This window comes from Colwellia chukchiensis, assembly GCF_002104455.1.
GTDB classification, from domain to species: domain Bacteria; phylum Pseudomonadota; class Gammaproteobacteria; order Enterobacterales; family Alteromonadaceae; genus Cognaticolwellia; species Cognaticolwellia chukchiensis.
This window is the reverse complement of record NZ_NBOC01000012.1, coordinates 26,990-43,935: the sequence shown is the minus strand read 5'-3', so window position 1 is coordinate 43,935 and position 16,946 is coordinate 26,990. Positions and strand designations below refer to the sequence as shown.

Sequence of the window (16,946 nt, the reverse complement as noted above, 5' to 3'; positions counted from 1 at the left end):
ATTCACTGTCATAATTCAATGGTGCGCTATTATACACGCTTTAAATACCCAGATCTGCACTGTAATGCTGATAGTTTAGTTATGATTTAAGCAAGCATGCTTGATTTAACGGTTAATTCAGCCAACAAACTCATGTTAAGATAGCAAAAATTTTTTTAGTGACCCACTACCATGAGTAAAAATGTAAGTTTATTTAACCCGGTTTTAGCTAAACGTAGAGGCAAAAATGCCGATAAGAAAAGCTGGCAAAATTTGCCGGGTAGTAGTGCCACTTTAGCAATATTTCATGGTGCATTATCGACGCAGCAGCCCATTTTATTATTAACTCATGATACGCCATCAGCATTACGATTAGAGCAAGAGCTTGCCAGCTTAAACCAACAAGCGCAGTTGCCTATTTGTTTATTTCCCGACTGGGAAACCTTGCCTTATGATACCTTTTCGCCACACCAAGACATTATTTCTCAGCGCTTGGCCACTCTGTATCAATTATCGCGCATGGAGCATGGCATTGTTATCGTGCCCATCACCACTTTAATGCAACGCTTAGCGCCAAAGCAATACTTAGAAGCTAACAGCCTGATCATTAAAAAAGGCGATCGCAAAGACTTACATCAAATGCGACAAGAGCTAGAAGCCAGCGGTTATCGCTACGTTGAACAGGTCATGGAACATGGCGAGTTTTCCGCTCGCGGTGCGATCCTTGATTTATTTCCTATGGGCAGTCAATCGCCATATCGTCTCGACTTTTTTGATGACGAAATTGAAGATATTCGGTTATTTGATCCTGAAAACCAGCGTTCAAGCGAGCAAGTGGACGGCATAAACTTATTACCAGCACATGAGTTCCCTACCGATACTGCCGGCACAAACTTATTTCGCAGTCAGTATCGCGAGCTCTTTACCAGCACCATAGACAAAGAGTCTATCTACCACCAAGTTAGCAATGGTATTATGCCCGCTGGCATTGAGTATTATTTACCGCTATTTTTTCAGCACACCAACACCTTATGCGATTACCTTGTTGCAAACACGCTCGTGATTGTCAGTGGTGATATTGACCACGCCTTAGCACATTACTGGACCGATATTAATTATCGCTACGAAGACAGACGCTATGATCCCACACGCCCTTTGTTACCGCCAAGTCAGTTATTCCTCAATAGCGAAGAAGTTTATCGTGCCTTAAAACCCTTTGACCGTATCGACTTAAAGGCGGATCTATACCAAGATGAAGTGAAAAGCTCACAAGTGCAATTTGCGGTACAAGCACTCCCTGAGCTCACCATCAATCATAAACTCAAGCAGCCGTTTGAACTGCTCAATAGCTTTATTAACAACAAAGACACCCCCAATAAACTGTTGTTTGTCGCCGAAAGCCAAGGTCGACGAGAAAGCGTCTTAGAGTTGCTGCAACGGGCGAAGCTCAAACCAAGCACCTTTGCCAGCATAGAAGACTTTATCAACAGCGACGCGCTACTAGGTATTACCGTTAATGCCCTTAGCACTGGCTTTGTTTTTCAAGCTAAAGGTAGCGCCAAGAAAAATGCCGTCGCCTTAATTACCGAAGCCGATTTGCTAGGTGACAGAGTTCGACAAACACGACGTCGTAATAAACAACTTGAAAGCCAAAACGATGCAATTTTCAAAAACCTCGCCGAGCTGAGTATAGGTCAACCTGTTGTTCATATTGAACATGGTATTGGTCGCTATATGGGTTTACAAACTATAGAAAATGGTGGCCTGACAACTGAATTCTTAATGCTAAGTTATGCCAATGACGCTAAATTGTATGTGCCGGTTGCATCATTACATTTAATTAGCCGCTATAGTGGCACCGATGCTGAACACGCGCCCTTGCACAAGCTAGGTAACGACAGCTGGAGTAAGGCAAAACAAAAAGCGGCCGAGAAAGTCAAAGACGTTGCTGCTGAGCTACTCGATATTTACGCAAAACGTGCCAGTAATCAAGGCTATCGTTTTACCCGAAATAAAGAGGACTATCGCGCTTTCGCCGACAGTTTTGGCTTTGAAGAAACCTTAGATCAAGAACAAGCCATCAATGCCGTGATCAGTGATATGTTATCACCTAAAGCCATGGACAGGTTAGTTTGTGGGGATGTTGGTTTTGGTAAAACGGAGGTAGCAATGCGCGCTGCTTTCGTGGCAGTCAATGACAATAAACAAGTGGCGATTTTAGTACCAACCACCCTATTGGCGCAGCAACACTATGAGAACTTTCGCGATCGTTTTGCCAATTGGCCGATTAGCATTGAAGTATTGTCTCGATTTAAAACAACTAAGCAGCAAAATGCCATTATTAAAGCGGTGGAATCGGGGCAAGTCGATATTTTAATCGGCACGCATAAACTATTGCAAAACAGCATTAAATATAAAGATCTTGGGCTGTTAATCGTAGATGAAGAGCATAGGTTTGGCGTAAAACAAAAAGAAAAAATCAAACAATTACGCGCCAATGTTGATATTTTAACCTTAACCGCAACACCTATCCCGCGCACCTTAAACATGGCCATGGGCGGCATGCGTGACTTATCTATTATCGCCACGCCTCCTGCCAAACGCTTAGCGGTAAAAACCTTTGTTAGACAACGTGACGATGCCTTGATCCGCGAGTCCATTTTGCGGGAAATATTACGTGGTGGGCAAGTATATTTTCTCCACAACAATGTTGACACCATAGAGAAAACCGCTGCTGATATTCAAGCACTATTACCCGATGCGAAAATTATCACCGCCCATGGGCAAATGCGTGAACGTGAGCTGGAACGCATTATGAGCGACTTCTATCACCAACGCTATAATGTCTTGGTATGTACTACCATTATTGAGACCGGTATCGATATTCCAAGTGCAAACACCATTATTATGGATCGCGCCGATAATTTAGGCTTAGCACAACTACATCAATTGCGTGGCCGCGTCGGTCGCTCACATCATCAAGCCTATGCTTATTTACTTACGCCACACGAAAAGCGCATGACCAAAGATGCGAAAAAGCGTCTTGAAGCCATCGCCAATTTAGAAGATTTAGGTGCTGGCTTTACCCTCGCCACGCACGACTTAGAAATCCGTGGCGCCGGAGAGCTGTTAGGTGAAGATCAAAGTGGCTCTATGAGTCAGGTCGGCTTTACCTTGTACATGGAAATGTTAGATGCAGCGGTCGCGGCCTTAAAAGACGGTAAAGAACTCACTCTTGAGCAAGTCATGAAAACACAAACTGAGGTCGACTTGAAAGTACCCGCACTGTTGCCTGACGACTATATTTTCGATGTGAGCCTCAGGTTAAGTCTTTATAAGCGCATTGCTAGTTGTAAAAGCAAACAAGCTCTCGACGAAGTGCAAGTAGAGCTCATTGACCGCTTTGGCTTACTGCCAGTACCAGCAAAAAACTTAATTCATATCGCTAAAATTAAGCTTAAAGCTGAACAATTAGGCATCACCCGAATCGAAGCAGGGCCTAATGGTGGTAGCATTGAGTTTAGCAGCGAGACAAAAGTCGACGCTATGTTTATCATAGGCTTAATTCAGCAACAGCCTAAAATATATAAAATGGAAGGGGCAAATAAACTAAAGTTTAAGCAAGCTACTGACGATGCTAAAGCGCGCTTTATATTGATCACCACCCTGTTAAACGAATTAGCAAACCAAGTGCGAGAGACATAAACACTAGCTAAAAATATAACAGCCACAATTAGTTAACTTCTGATAAAGCTAACTAATTGAAAATTTAAGTATTGCTTTACTTTTGCTATGATAACGAGTGTATCGATTGGCTAAACTACCACTAACTGGAAACTGAATGAAATTAACACGACTATGGCTCTGCTCGGCAGTCTTAGCATTGCCACTCTCATTCGCCGCGACAGCACAAGAAAGTGCTGAACGCTGGTTTGAAGTAGAAGTTATTCTTTTTAGCCAATTAGGCGACAAAACACAGCTAAAAGAACACTTCCCAGAGCGTAGTGAGTTGCCCAACTATCCCCAGGCTGAAGATTTACTAGCACGCTATTTAAATCCGGATATTGCCAGCCTAAAGCAGTTATTGCCAAGCTGTGATGCGCCATACTATGCAGAAAGTTTAGTGGCGCAAAAAGCAAAACTACCCAAGCTTTTTCGCGCTAAGTCACTCGCAGAAATTGCCCACACACCGGCGGGATTTGCCACAACTGTCAACGATAACGCGCAACAACTTAGCTTAACTGATGACACCGATTTAGGGCAAAACAACCATCTTGATAACATATCTGATGCAGCTGATAAAAAAGTGAATCTAAATAATGAGCATGCAGCGCCCAATGCAATTGCCAGCGTAACAACCAACAGTGCAAGCAGTAGCCAAGCTTCTTTAGACCTTGAAGTCATTAATGCGCCGTTATCGCAACAAGCACTGCAGCGCCAGCAACGCTTGGTATTAGCGGCTGAAGAAGCGTTTCAAACGCTTAAATTTCAATATACCCCGATAAACGAGCCAACACTGCTTTGCCGATTAGCGCCAAGTTTTTTTGCTAACTTATCGCACCATGATGCTAATTTTGACTATGATGGTTTTACCGTCAATAAAGTACCATTACGCATTGATGCTGCAGAACAGGGTATTAATAATCAAACGCACTTATTGAGCCGTGAATCGTTGCAACTTAGCGATGTGATCACGGACTTGCGCTACAGCAAAAATTTTCGACCGTTATTGCATATGGGCTGGCGACAAGTAGCACGTTCAAAAAAGCAGGCAACACCAATAAAAATTTATGCGGGTGATAACTTTGCCGCCTACTATCAACAACAGTTGAAACGCTACAATAAACAATTGCAAGCTCAGTCGGTGGCAAGTGATACCCAGCAACCACTGTTATTAAGCGCGACCGAGCAGCAAGCACTAGATGCCGAAAACGCAGCACAAGCTCGGCAGCAGCAATTAACGGCTATTATTGATAACTTAGCAAATATCACTGACAACAGTGATGAATTATTAGCAAGCCTAAACCTAGAGCAACGGTTAAGTACACCGTTTGAGACTAATATGCCGTCAACAGCAATTGCTAAGCCAATCGCCCCGATTCAGCCTTGGTTTATTGATGGTTTTTTTAATATTCATTTACAGCATTACTTGTTTATTAGCGCTGACTTTTCTGTTTTAGATAAAGATTTAGCCGAGTTTGCCACGGCACAGTTGAGTAGCACCAGCACGAATGCACCAGATTCTCTTGCTCGTGATAAAATGCCTAAACCCATGAAAGCGATTGCCTTTAAACAAAACAGACGGGTGATCAGTGGTGAAGTGCATTATTTTGATCACCCTTATATGGGCATGATAGTGCAAATTAGGCCGTATACAAAACCAACACCTAAAGAAAACAATTAACACGCTTTTGAGCTGTATGACAGGCTAACTAGCAATTTATTGAGGATATTATGGATAAAGAAATTGAAATTCAAGCTGCGGTATTTCGCCGTTTATTAGCGCACTTAGATAGTCGAAAAGACTTACAAAATATTGAGCTAATGAACTTGGCAGGCTTTTGTCGTAATTGCTTTTCAAAATGGACCGTGGCAGAAGCAGAAAAGCTCGGCGTTGCGCTTGATATTGACACCGCCCGCGAACAAGTTTATGGCATGCCATATAGTGAGTGGAAAGCCAAGCATCAGCTACCCGCAACTGAAGAACAATTAGCTAAATTCAATCAATTGCAGGCAAAAAAGTAACTGCACCACCATAAGCCTGTGGGCAAGAGGAGCACCCTACATGAAAAACTACTTCTTTTACATCATGTTAAGCCTCTCGTTGCTCGCAGACAAAACATTAGCAAGCGAACAAAAGCTACGCACCTCTTATTATCAACAAAATATTGCCCCGCAATTGTTTTTTGATAATAACGGCCAACCTAGCAGTGGTATTTTGTTCGATATCACGCATGCTATCGCTGATCGACTGAATCTAGAATTAGAGATGCTTGCCATCCCTCGAAAAAGAATAGAAAGCGCACTACTAAACAATCTTATTGATTTGTGTTGTGTCGCTAATCCTAAATGGTATCGAGCAAACACACTGCAGTGGAGTGGTGTTATTTATCAAAATGCTACGCTGTTGATCAATAACCAAGGTTTAAAAAGCCTTGATGACCTCAAGCGTGTTAGCGAGCTGAAAATTGGCACCACGCTTGGTTATGTTTATCCAGCGTTGACACCATTTTTTGATAATAACCATGTGCTGCCTATCGCAAGCTTAACTCCTGAAGGCAGCTATAAAAAGTACCGCAGTCAGCACATCTCAGGTTTTGTAGGCTCCGCCATTGAAATCGACTATTTTTTTAAAAGCAACCATGATTCGACCATCACACTAAGTGAAGATAATATTCATTGTGCTTTTAGCCCAAGCTTAGCAAGCACGCGCGTTAAAGCTATCAACCAAGTAATTGAACAACTAAAATCAAGCGGCGAGATCACAAAGATATTAAACCGCTATAAAATGACACTCACGCGTTTAGTGAACAGCATTAAATAACGACACTGGTCTTGCTTAAGCTAGACCTTAACAAAAACCTGTAACGCACTGGCTCTTCGGTCTTTACGAATACGTGACTCTAGCCAACGCCCTCGTTGCATCGCTTGATGACGCCTATCTTTGCCGCTACGACGTTCGATATTAGGCAATTTATTGTGCTTTGGCACCAATGTTACTGGCGGCGCCATTGACTCGCTTGCTGGTAATTTTTTTGAGCGCTTTGAGGTATTGCCATTTGACGGTTGCCGACGACGCTCTTTACTGAGCGTTTCTGTTTTCACCGCGTAGGTAGGCGGTAACAGATCAACTGATACATCCATTCAACTTTCTCTTAAAACATTAAAAAACACATTTATTGTTTATTAAATCGGCAAATGTAGCAGAAAGTTTAATCTTTATTTTTAGCTTAGTGCTCTGTCATAACCACTTACAACAGCAGCCGCCCTGTTAGGTATTAGTCAAAGGCGTCGACTTCAGCTGGCGTTAAATAACGCCAATGTTGTAGCGGTAAATCTGCTAGCTTTACTGGCCCAATTTGCTCGCGGTGCAAGCCCACCACCTTATTACCAACCGCTGCAAACATACGCTTAACTTGATGATATTTACCTTCAGTGATGGTGAGTAACACTTCTTTATCGGCAACTTTTGCTAATTTAGCCGGCCGCGTTAAATTCGCTTCACCTTGCAACTGCACACCCAGGTTAAATTTTTCAGCGGTATCGGCTTTTAACGAGTCTCGTAACCATACCCGGTAGACTTTTTGACACTGCTTTTTTGGCGAGATGATATTGTGAGACCAGCGCCCATCATCGGTAATTAATACTAAACCCGTGGTATCAGCGTCTAGGCGACCGGCAATATGCAGTTCAAAAGCGCGATCGACATCAAGCAAATGCAGCAGTGACGGATAAACCTCATCAACATTAGAGCAAATGGTATTAGCCGGTTTATGCAGCATGATATAACGAGAGCTGCGGGCGCTTAGTTGTTCACCCTCAATACAAACCGCATTGTTTTCATGCACTTGTGTTGCTGGGTCTTTGATCACCTGCTGATTAACCGTCACCTTACCTTGTTTTAGTACTTTTTTAGCTTCACTACGGGTTAGTTCGGTACTTTTACAAATAAATTTATCAAGGCGCATGCTAAGTTTTCGCTTATCGCTAACAGGTAAATGGCGACGCTATTATCGCCATTTATGTACATTTAGCAAGTCGTCAGAGCGCAAATTGCCATCACACTGTGATAGCTGGGTGTTAATAATAAATGCTACCGTGAACTAAGCGCGTAATCTTGTATGCATTACCGCATTATGCCACCGACATGCCGGCAATTTTATGCCAATAGCCATTACATTCTGCAACGCCATCTAGCGGGTATTTTTGCGCTTTAACTAACTGCTGGCCAAAGCGTTCAAGCATAGTAAAAGCGTGCTCGCTATCAGCACTGATGCGTGCAATATCAACACCAATACTGGCCATTTCAGGCACTTCATTGATTAAATTATATTGATACCCAGACATGGTTTGAATGCCATTTAAAATAAATACCCGCTCACCTTCGCGACTATTCATTTTTCGCCCTTGCGGGTATTTAATACAGCAGTATTGACAATCATCTTTGGGTCTATCTTCTGAACGGGCAGTAAAGCATCGAGCCGAATAGGCTAAGGGTAGATAGCCCCACGCAAACACTTCACATTGAAACTGCTGGCGAATATTGGCTTGCTCGGCTTGCTGCAGTAGCTTTTTCAACCAATCACCTGACAGCTCGACAGGCATCACCCAGCGACTCATTCCCTGCTTAAGTAACACTTTTAAGGTCGCTAAGTTGTAACAATTAATCGCCGGCCCCGCAACAAAAGGCAAGCCTTGCTCATGCATCATTTGCACTGCGCTTAAATCGTTTGCTTCAATCAATAACTCACCATTACTGCATAATCGCTTTAAGGTTTGAAGCTCTGCCGGCGACTCTAATAATGTCATGGTGGACAAAACGATTTGTTTATCACTATTACTGGCTAGTTCTTTCGCTAGGTTTATCCAGTCTTTGGCGCGTAATTCTCGACGCTTAGAGCAGACAGTTTCACCAAGGTAGATAATATCTGCGCTGCTGGTTAAGGCTTGTTGATAATAGGCTTCAACATTGTTTTTCGGCCAAAAAAACAAACTTGGGCCAAGTGAGAGTTTCATAATGAGATCCTAATATTAGCTGGCACCCTCGCAAGTGACTCGTTAGGCGCAAGCGATAATTAATGATAAAAGTCGATTAAAGTGCCTTTTTGATCACTGCCACTTACGATGATAAGCGCCAAGCGTGGTTTGACTACCTTCAGACAAGTTCGCTAAAGTGTTCATCCACGCTTGTTCAACTTGATATTTTTCTGGGTTTTGCGCAAAACGGTCAAGCGCCATACGCCAAGTTTTCGCTACTTGCTCAACATATGCTGGACTGCGCTGACGGCCTTCTATTTTTACCGAGGCAATGCCCATTTTGACCAACTCGGGAATTAACTCTAAGGTATTTAAACTGGTGGGTTCTTCTAAGGCATGATAAACATTATTATCCACTTCAAAGCGGCCTTTGCATAAGGTTGGGTACCCTGCATTTTCATCACTTTGGTAACGATCAATTAAAACGTTGTTTAAGCGACTTTCTAAGCCTTGCTCTGTATCTTGCCACCGCACATATTTGGCCGGTGAACATGCACCAGCGGTATTCGGTGATTCACCAGTCATGTATGATGACAGGTAACAGCGCCCTTCTGACATAATACACAAGCTGCCAAAGGCAAATACTTCTAGCTTAACAGGGCTGTTTTTTGCTAATTGCCGCACTTGTTGCACTGACAATACCCGAGGTAGCACCACGCGCTCTACGGCAAAGTTGTCTTTAAAAAACTCTATGGCAGTTAAGTTGGTGGTAGAGGCCTGCACAGAAACATGGCGTTCAACATCTGGGTATTTCGTGGCGGCATAATCTAAAATGCCTAAGTCAGCAATAATTAAGGCATCACAGCCGATAGCAACCGCATTATCAACTGCAGTGCGCCAACGCTCTTCACCACCAGGGTGAGCAAAAGTATTTATCGCGACATGCAGCTTTTTACCATGCTGATGCACATAGTCAGCTGCCTTCGCCAATTTACCGTCATTAAAATTAAGACCAGCGAAGTGTCGGGCATTCGTATCATCTTTCATCCCGATATAGACAGCATCAGCACCATTGTTGATGGCCGTTTTTAAGGCAGGTAAATTACCTGCCGGGCATAATAGTTCCATAACATTCCACGCTAAACTAAGTAGAGGCTGCAGTGTACCTAGCTTGGCAAGGACATTATTTGATATAAAATAACTAATGCATAAACTCGCTATCGTTAATGATTAATTTATTGTATGCGGCTATCCTTGATCTATTTCATAAAAGTTAAACAGCTCGCATGTTAACCTTAGCGACCAAAATAAAGGCCGCTATTGTGCTGCCTGCCAAGCATCGCAAAATAAGGAAAAGCCGTGATTAGCCTGTTTAGTCGTCCCTTTAATTTACATCAACTTCCTTTTAGTGTGCGTCGCCATACTCTGTCACTGGTGCCAAAGTTATTAAAGCCAAGTATGCGTTTTGTGCCCTTTGCCGTACAAAAATCTTTGCTGCTTCCCGCCCTACATTCAGTATTTAAAGAAGCGCTCGACGATGGCGATTTTGCTTTTTTAACTGACAAATGGCTGAAAATATCCATCACCGATATTGAACTACATTGGTGGTTAAGCTTTCAAGCAGGGCAGCTAATCATGGCAGCGCCGAGCCAAGCTATACCGGAAGATGTCAGCTTTAGTGCCGCTGGCGATGATTTATTGCTCATTGCCGGCCGTAAACAAGACCCAGATACTTTGTTTTTTCAACGTCGATTACAAATTGAAGGGGATACTGAACTCGGTTTAGCGGTAAAAAACTTAATTGACGCTCTCGATCTCGACGCCCTACCCAGTAGTGTACATAAGGTAATTAATAGCCTTGCTGATTTAGTTGAACACACACAGCAAGAAATAAAGCAGCAAGCGGCAAACGTTTAGTTTTCTGCTGAAACTTAATTTATCCGTTATGGTTTAGTGGCTATAGTGCTGGCTTAAATGTTGGTTTGTTGTCACTAAAATATGCCAGCGCAAACGACAAACAAAAGACAATAAAGGTACCTAACGTTTCTTGTCCATAGCTTAAAATATTGTAATGAAATAACGTGTTTTCTAAAACGCCAAAACTACAGCCAAAAACAAATAATAACTTAGGGTTAAGTGCCCCCTTGGCGCGCAATAATTTTGCCAATAAGTAGCCGGCGACAGGAAAGCTCGACCAAAGAAAAAACACCACAATTGAGAAAAATATTGCTAATGCCGATATCTGAGAGACAATAATTTTTTCAGTCACCGCATACAATTGCGCTGCAATATAGCCTAAATACAAATACAACATTCAACCCCCAAAAAGCAGCGCTATTAATGACGCTCATTGTAATGAATGCAAAAATATTTAATTTGATCTAGTTCCTATTCTGTAAATGTTTCACTGTCGGTATTGGGTTTATTGATAAATCGCCCCGATAACGATTGCCCCGTTCGATGGTGTAACACGCTATGACACTGCGCTAAAATCGACAAGGCTATCGACTCAGGCAATTCGCCACCAATATCCAAACCGGCGGGGCCATTAACATGCTGAGACAACCAAGCTTGATCGCGAATGTTACTTTGCGCTTCAACATTGTGTCGACGCTCCAAGGGCCCTAATAAACCAATATATTGGGCCTTACTTTGCTGATGTAATATGGAAAGCCATGCCGCATCTAGTTGTAAATTATGGCTCATTAATATTGCAGCATCGGCTTTTTCTAGTGCGGCAAAATCGCAGAAGTCGTCAGGGTGAACACTAACAATATGTTTGGCGTGTTTAAAATGGCTGGCGCGCGCATAACTGGATCTATGATCAACAACCGTAACCTGCCAACCTAACTGTGCTGCCATGCTTACTAAAGGTAGCGCATCTGAGCCACCGCCAAATAACCACAAGTTTATCGGGGCTGATATCTTACTGTAAGATAACGCTGATTGTGCAAGTTGATAAGTTTGATGCTTGTTCTGACTGTTTACGAATTTTTCCGGCAAGATGTGTTGCGCGCTATCTTGATCCAACGAGCTGCTCATTAGCCATTCGCCTGAATCGGCATATAAGTGCAAGGTATTGAGGGAGTCTAACTCGGTACTAACAAAGCGGTGCTGTAAATAGCTTGTTTGCCCTTGTTGTAAGCGCTGAAAAAGTCGTGTTAACAACCGGGTATGACCAGGCGTTAAATATTGCAATAGTATGCCAATTTTGCCTTTACAACCTACCCCTAACTCAGCGGCATAGCCTTCTTCTTCACGCATATCATATTCAATATAGCGTGCTTGCTCAGTATCAAACACTTTTTTTGCTTGCAAGACAATATTCGCTTCTAGGCAGCCACCACTGACGAGCCCCTGTGATTGCCCTAGGCTATTGACTAACATCATTGCCCCCGGCGAGCGATAACTAGAGCCCACTTTATTCACTATGGTTGCCATGACCCAGGCAAGCTCACCTTGTTGTTGCAAATAATGTTCGATTAGCGCGTAGTGTGAGTGATTATTAAGCAAGAGTTTGCCTCTGTATTAATACTGGTAATTTAATGTTGCAATCGTATGCAGGCGCAGTTACTCGCTCAGTAAGGCTTCAACATCAACTTCATCAAGTTGTTGAGGATCGGCAAAGGCATGAATATATTGCTCATATACTTTTGCACGGACAAAAATAGCAAATAAATCACCGTCAAGATGGTTGTTTTTCACCATGTTGCTCATAATTTTTAAGCACTCACTGACCGGCTTGGCACTTTTATATGGTCTATCAGCAGCCGATAAGGCTTCGAAAATATCGGCTAACGCCATCAATCGCGCGGGCACTGACATTTGTTCTTTGGTTAAACCTCGTGGGTAGCCTTTACCATCCATAGTTTCATGGTGCCCCAATGCGTATTCAGCAACATTAGCAAGATGTTTCGGAAACGGCAGCGCTTGCAAAATATCTAAGGTAACATCCATGTGCTTTTGAATAATTTTTCTTTCTTCATTATTTAAAGTACCACGCTTAATACTTAAGTTTGCTACTTCATCGCTAGTCAGTACCGGTTGCGGTTTATTTTCGATAACAATGTGATAGCGCTCTGCAATACTCTGGATATTACGCTCTTGACTGTCGGTTAAAAACTCCCCGCCGACATTAATTTTCTGCAAAAAGGCACTGTCTAACTTCAGTTGTTTTTGGGCATTATCGCGCTCGCGCTCTAGTTGCTCAACTCGTATTGCTTTGCCAGATTTAAGTGCCTTGATCATTTCAGCTTGATATTTAAGATCAATATCGCGTTTGGCAATTTCTAGTTTGGCAGTGACATAGTGAATACGATCAAAAATAGTTTCTAACTTTCTTGATTTTTCCATCACATGATCTGGTGTCGCTATCTTGCCACAATCATGCAACCAACCGGCAATACTCAGTTGATGGCGCTCTTGTTTTGTCAGCTTAAATGACGCTAACGGGCCTTCATCATAAGCACTGACCGCATCGGCAATCATTAAGGTTAACTCAGGTACGCGCTTACAGTGTCCACCGGTATGCGCTGACTTTGCATCGATTGCTGCAGCTATGGTTTTTGCAAAAGACTCAAACAATTGTTCCATGTTTGAAATCAACGCCCGATTGGTTAAAGCGATAGCGCCTAAGGCCGCAAACGATAATAACTGCTGCTCGACCTCGGAAGAAAAGCTGATAATTTCGCCGTTTTCTATCGCGTTAATTAATTGTATAACGCCGATGATGTCACCAGTATGATCTTGCAATGGAAAGGTCAACATAGACTTTGTTCGATAGCCGGTTTTGTTGTCCATTTTGCGCGCAGCACTAAAGTCAAACGGCAACGTAGCATAAACATCATCAATATTGATCACTTCACCGGTATTAGCCGCATGAGCAACTATCGCGGACCGATTATACTCACCATCAATAAACAGTGGTACACCGGGAAAGTTAATGGCAGAACCTGAACTGCCCCCTAAGTGCAAACCCATGCTTTTATTATAGATAGTACGAAATTCTAGCTCTTTGGCGTCGTTGACAAGGTAAATAGAGCCAGCATCGGCATGAGCGACTTCAACCGCGGCAAATAAGATTTTTTCCATCAGCAAATCAGTATTTTCTTCTTTACTTAATTGAATACTGATATCTAACAGATGCTGAAAAGCTGCTTGCTGTGATGATTCTTTTTTCATAATAAATTATTTACTTTCATGGCTATAAACACCATCCCATTCACTTGCATTAATATCGCCGCGCATGTTCGCTATTCGTTCACTATAGATACTATATACTTTTGTCGGTAAATTAGCATGGTCGGTCAATTGCTGAAACAAGATTAACGCCTGTTGCCAGTCCCCAGACAAATATTTTTCAATAGCCTTTTCATGTAATATCACATCGGCTTGCACATCGTCACTAAGCTCTGTCGCTAAGCCTAACGGCTGATATATCTCCACGGCATTGAGTTTACCTTTCACTCGTATTCTATCAACTTTTCGACAGATAACATCATGTTTTATAACTGCTTGATAGGTGTTATCAGAGATTAAAATATCAACGCCATAATATTTGGTCAAGGCCTCTATTCTTGCGCCTAAATTTACCGCATCGCCGAGCACAGTGTAGGCTTTACGGTAAGTCGAGCCCATATCTCCGACTACCATTTCACCGCTACTTATGCCGATACCAACTTGAATTTTCGGCCAATTTTTGTCAACAAAGCGTGCACTTAAGGACTCCGTTAAGGCTATCAACTTCAATGCGCTAAGGACGGCATTTATGGCATGATCGGCATCATCTAACGGTGCATTCCATAATGCCATCACCATATCACCGACGTATTTATCTATCGTGCCTTTATTATCAAAAATAATGTGTGTCGCTTCTGTTAAGTACTCTTTTAAAAAGTCACTTAACTCTTCTGGCGTAAACTGCTCTGATAAGGTGGTAAAGTCTCGAATATCAGCAAAAAGTACCGACATATCTTTACGCTCTGTTTTAAGCTCAGCGCCTTGATCAGATTGTATGAGCTTTTCAATATACGCCGGCGGTACATATTGATCGAACATGCTTTTTATTTTTTTGCGGGTTATATTTTCTGAAACAAAGCCAACCGAACCATAATAAATCGTTAACAAGGTGATTAATAATAAGACCTGAAATAACGGCAAACTTATTTTTAGCGCCCACCAACAGTACCAATTAAAACCAACATGTAACACAAAGCTCACGATGCAAATAATCAAAATTCTGCTCGGACCTTGCTTAACCATTAGCATTGACAAGCCAGTGCCGGTCACTAATAGTAACGTAAAAACAATCGCTAAGGTAAAATCGAGTTCAACAGGTAAAATTTCAGGGTGTATCAAACCTTCAAAAACATTAGCATGAACTTCTACCCCTGGGTACTGCACGCCTACTGATGTGGTTCGCAAATCTGCCAGACCGACTGCTGAAGTGCCAATAAAAGCCACCGCGCCTGCCAATAATTCAGCACCAGCACGATCATTTAACACATCGGTGGCAGAAATATACGGGAAACTACGCTCTACCCCTTTATAAGGAATAAATATTTGACCTTTTTCATTGGTGGGAATGAAGTGATTACCGAAGCTCAAACCTTGCAGCCAAGTAGCATTGGCGGTTACTTTACTTTTCGCCTGAATGCGTTCAGCTAAGGTATAAACACGCGCCGCCTCTAAAGCCAATGACGGATACAATTGCCCTTGATAATTAAGCACCAAAGAAGCTTTTCGGATAAAGCCATCACTTTCTGGCACGGAATTAATAAAACCTGCACCAGTGGCGGCAGATTGTAACGGCGCGATATTGGCCAATACCTTACTAAAACGGCCGATTTCTGATAGTTGCTCACTGTTATGTTGCCAGTCGATAACACTTTCTGGCAGCTGACCAGACGTTTCTGCACTATCATCAAATAGAAACCCTAATACCACTTCGGAATTTTTCAGGGTTTGTGCAAAGGTGTTATCAAAGTCGACCGAATCGGCAAGCTGAGCTAGCTGCGTACGCTGTTTGGCATTTAAGTGCTGGTTATTGGCGATAACAAGCTCAACAGGGTTACGCTCTGGCTCAGCGAAAAAAATATCAAACGCGACTACCACCACCCCGGCATCCATGAGCTTTTGAACCAGCTCACTGACTTTTCCACGACTCCACGGGTAGCGACCCTGCTCGCGCATACTTTTTTCATCAATATCTATGATGATCACTTGTTCATCAAACTTTCGCGGTTGGGCGGGTAAGGTTGCGAGTAAACGGGCATCGTATAAAATTCCTTCCACACGTTGCAGCAGTTTTTGTACGTTATCGACACGAATATAGTTCAAGCCAATCACTAACAAAGTTATGGCAATACCCACGAGAAAACTTTTCGAACGCAAATGAGCAAACATCTATGACTTGGCCAAGTCCACGACTGTGCCTTCGCGCGCGCAATAAATATTGAGCTGACCTTGATATTGCGTTTGCAGTTGCTGCTCTATGGCTAATAACTCATCATCGCTACGAGTCGGATCATGGCTAATAATATATAAGCTTTTCACCTTGCCTTGACAGGCTAATTTTGCCACCTCTGAAAAGGTACTATGCCCCCAGCCTGACTTTACCGGCAAGTCGGCGTCAATATATTGAGCATCGTGAATTAACATATCGGCATCGGCAATAAAGTCTAGCCATTGCTGCCAAGAGGTATGCATCTGATTTGGCGAGCTTAATTCGTTATCGGTAACATAAGCAACTTTCTTACCTGACGCCAATAGACAGTATGCGCTGCCGCCATCGGGATGATTTAAGCGCTGGGTGTTGATTATAAAACCGGGGATTTCAAAGCTATTGGCTAAAGACTTATCCGCCAAAAGACAAATGTTTGACGGTAATTGTGGGTATTTTATTGGGTGATTAGAGCCTGACATTTGCGTTAAAATCGCGTCTTTGTCAGCTCCGTCAATTGCCCCAGGTATAATCGTAATTTTACGATCAGGTTGGTAAATGGGGCGAAAAAATGGAAAACCTTGAATATGATCCCAATGATTATGCGTTAATAAGATATTGATCTCACTATTAACGTCGGCTAAACGATTTCCTAAAGCGACGATACCTGTTCCTGAGTCTAAAATAACATCTTCGCCACTTGCCAAGGAAATATAAACACAAGAAGTATTGCCGCCAAATAATAGGGTATGTTTACCCGGTGTTGGAGTTGAGCCCCGAACACCGAAAAATTCTACTCTCATAAAGTCTCTTATTTTTATTGTAAAAC

At 42.6% G+C, this 16,946-nt stretch carries 14 protein-coding genes; 5 read left to right on the top strand and 9 right to left on the bottom strand.

Going from position 1 to position 16,946, the window contains the following annotated elements:
* The first annotated feature begins 171 nt into the window (after nucleotides 1-171).
* The 4 genes from mfd (at nucleotide 172) to B6K83_RS13030 (ending at nucleotide 6,523) form a co-directional block, all read left to right on the top strand.
* Nucleotides 172-3,684: a transcription-repair coupling factor gene (gene mfd, locus B6K83_RS13045; RefSeq protein WP_085285371.1), complete on the top strand. Its 3,513-nt coding sequence runs from the start codon at nucleotides 172-174 to the stop codon at nucleotides 3,682-3,684.
* Between the two features lie 136 nt (nucleotides 3,685-3,820).
* A complete protein-coding gene (locus tag B6K83_RS13040) occupies nucleotides 3,821-5,383 on the top strand; it encodes a CsiV family protein (protein ID WP_085285370.1) in 1,563 nt (520 codons plus the stop codon).
* Between the two features lie 50 nt (nucleotides 5,384-5,433).
* Complete coding sequence (locus B6K83_RS13035) at nucleotides 5,434-5,724, top strand: DUF1244 domain-containing protein (RefSeq protein ID WP_085285369.1); 291 nt, start codon at nucleotides 5,434-5,436, stop codon at nucleotides 5,722-5,724.
* Nucleotides 5,725-5,764: 40 nt separating this feature from the next.
* Nucleotides 5,765-6,523 (top strand): substrate-binding periplasmic protein, encoded by a 759-nt coding sequence (locus B6K83_RS13030; protein ID WP_085285368.1) that lies wholly within the window; start codon nucleotides 5,765-5,767, stop codon nucleotides 6,521-6,523.
* A gap of 20 nt (nucleotides 6,524-6,543) precedes the next feature.
* Here the strand turns inward: B6K83_RS13030 and B6K83_RS13025 are convergent, their stop codons facing one another.
* From B6K83_RS13025 to ubiU, 4 genes are all read right to left on the bottom strand, one after another.
* Entirely contained in the window at nucleotides 6,544-6,843 is a 300-nt protein-coding gene (locus B6K83_RS13025; protein ID WP_085285367.1) for a hypothetical protein, read from the bottom strand.
* Nucleotides 6,844-6,977: 134 nt separating this feature from the next.
* Complete coding sequence (locus B6K83_RS13020) at nucleotides 6,978-7,667, bottom strand: pseudouridine synthase (protein ID WP_085285366.1); 690 nt, start codon at nucleotides 7,665-7,667, stop codon at nucleotides 6,978-6,980.
* A gap of 166 nt (nucleotides 7,668-7,833) precedes the next feature.
* On the bottom strand, nucleotides 7,834-8,715 hold the full coding sequence (locus tag B6K83_RS13015) for a U32 family peptidase (RefSeq protein ID WP_085285365.1): 882 nt from the start codon (nucleotides 8,713-8,715) through the stop codon (nucleotides 7,834-7,836).
* Between the two features lie 93 nt (nucleotides 8,716-8,808).
* Nucleotides 8,809-9,804 carry a ubiquinone anaerobic biosynthesis protein UbiU gene (gene ubiU, locus B6K83_RS13010; RefSeq protein ID WP_085285364.1) on the bottom strand — a complete coding sequence of 332 codons (996 nt, stop codon included), beginning with the start codon at nucleotides 9,802-9,804 and terminating at the stop codon, nucleotides 8,809-8,811.
* Nucleotides 9,805-10,035: 231 nt separating this feature from the next.
* On the opposite strand from ubiU, the gene ubiT reads away from it, so the two are divergent.
* Nucleotides 10,036-10,593: a ubiquinone anaerobic biosynthesis accessory factor UbiT gene (gene ubiT, locus B6K83_RS13005; RefSeq protein ID WP_233144010.1), complete on the top strand. Its 558-nt coding sequence runs from the start codon at nucleotides 10,036-10,038 to the stop codon at nucleotides 10,591-10,593.
* Nucleotides 10,594-10,633: 40 nt separating this feature from the next.
* Here the strand turns inward: ubiT and B6K83_RS13000 are convergent, their stop codons facing one another.
* The 5 genes from B6K83_RS13000 to B6K83_RS12980 all read right to left on the bottom strand — a co-directional run bounded on the left by B6K83_RS13000 (nucleotide 10,634) and on the right by B6K83_RS12980 (nucleotide 16,920).
* Nucleotides 10,634-10,990, bottom strand: coding sequence for a hypothetical protein (locus tag B6K83_RS13000; RefSeq protein WP_085285363.1), 357 nt, complete (start codon nucleotides 10,988-10,990; stop codon nucleotides 10,634-10,636).
* A gap of 74 nt (nucleotides 10,991-11,064) precedes the next feature.
* Nucleotides 11,065-12,189, bottom strand: coding sequence for an XdhC family protein (locus tag B6K83_RS12995; protein ID WP_085285362.1), 1,125 nt, complete (start codon nucleotides 12,187-12,189; stop codon nucleotides 11,065-11,067).
* A 57-nt stretch (nucleotides 12,190-12,246) separates the two neighbouring features.
* Nucleotides 12,247-13,857 carry a GAF and HD-GYP domain-containing protein gene (locus tag B6K83_RS12990; RefSeq protein ID WP_085285361.1) on the bottom strand — a complete coding sequence of 537 codons (1,611 nt, stop codon included), beginning with the start codon at nucleotides 13,855-13,857 and terminating at the stop codon, nucleotides 12,247-12,249.
* 6 nt (nucleotides 13,858-13,863) lie between these two features.
* The gene (locus B6K83_RS12985; RefSeq protein ID WP_085285360.1) at nucleotides 13,864-16,080 is read right to left on the bottom strand and encodes a CHASE2 domain-containing protein; all 2,217 of its coding nucleotides are present in this window, start codon (nucleotides 16,078-16,080) and stop codon (nucleotides 13,864-13,866) included.
* Nucleotides 16,081-16,920, bottom strand: coding sequence for an MBL fold metallo-hydrolase (locus B6K83_RS12980; protein ID WP_085285359.1), 840 nt, complete (start codon nucleotides 16,918-16,920; stop codon nucleotides 16,081-16,083).
* Between the last annotated feature and the right edge of the window lie 26 nt (nucleotides 16,921-16,946).

Excerpts from the sequence above, each read along its gene's own strand:
- B6K83_RS13025 (WP_085285367.1), bottom strand. The coding sequence starts at position 6,843 with ATGGATGTATCAGTTGATCTGTTACCGCCTACCTACGCGGTGAAAACA.
- B6K83_RS13040 (WP_085285370.1), top strand. The coding sequence starts at position 3,821 with ATGAAATTAACACGACTATGGCTCTGCTCGGCAGTCTTAGCATTGCCA.
- B6K83_RS13035 (WP_085285369.1), top strand. The coding sequence starts at position 5,434 with ATGGATAAAGAAATTGAAATTCAAGCTGCGGTATTTCGCCGTTTATTA.
- B6K83_RS12980 (WP_085285359.1), bottom strand. The coding sequence starts at position 16,920 with ATGAGAGTAGAATTTTTCGGTGTTCGGGGCTCAACTCCAACACCGGGT.
- B6K83_RS12985 (WP_085285360.1), bottom strand. The coding sequence starts at position 16,080 with ATGTTTGCTCATTTGCGTTCGAAAAGTTTTCTCGTGGGTATTGCCATA.
- B6K83_RS12990 (WP_085285361.1), bottom strand. The coding sequence starts at position 13,857 with ATGAAAAAAGAATCATCACAGCAAGCAGCTTTTCAGCATCTGTTAGAT.
- B6K83_RS13000 (WP_085285363.1), bottom strand. The coding sequence starts at position 10,990 with ATGTTGTATTTGTATTTAGGCTATATTGCAGCGCAATTGTATGCGGTG.
- ubiU (WP_085285364.1), bottom strand. The coding sequence starts at position 9,804 with ATGGAACTATTATGCCCGGCAGGTAATTTACCTGCCTTAAAAACGGCC.
- B6K83_RS13030 (WP_085285368.1), top strand. The coding sequence starts at position 5,765 with ATGAAAAACTACTTCTTTTACATCATGTTAAGCCTCTCGTTGCTCGCA.
- B6K83_RS13020 (WP_085285366.1), bottom strand. The coding sequence starts at position 7,667 with ATGCGCCTTGATAAATTTATTTGTAAAAGTACCGAACTAACCCGTAGT.
- mfd (WP_085285371.1), top strand. The coding sequence starts at position 172 with ATGAGTAAAAATGTAAGTTTATTTAACCCGGTTTTAGCTAAACGTAGA.
- B6K83_RS13015 (WP_085285365.1), bottom strand. The coding sequence starts at position 8,715 with ATGAAACTCTCACTTGGCCCAAGTTTGTTTTTTTGGCCGAAAAACAAT.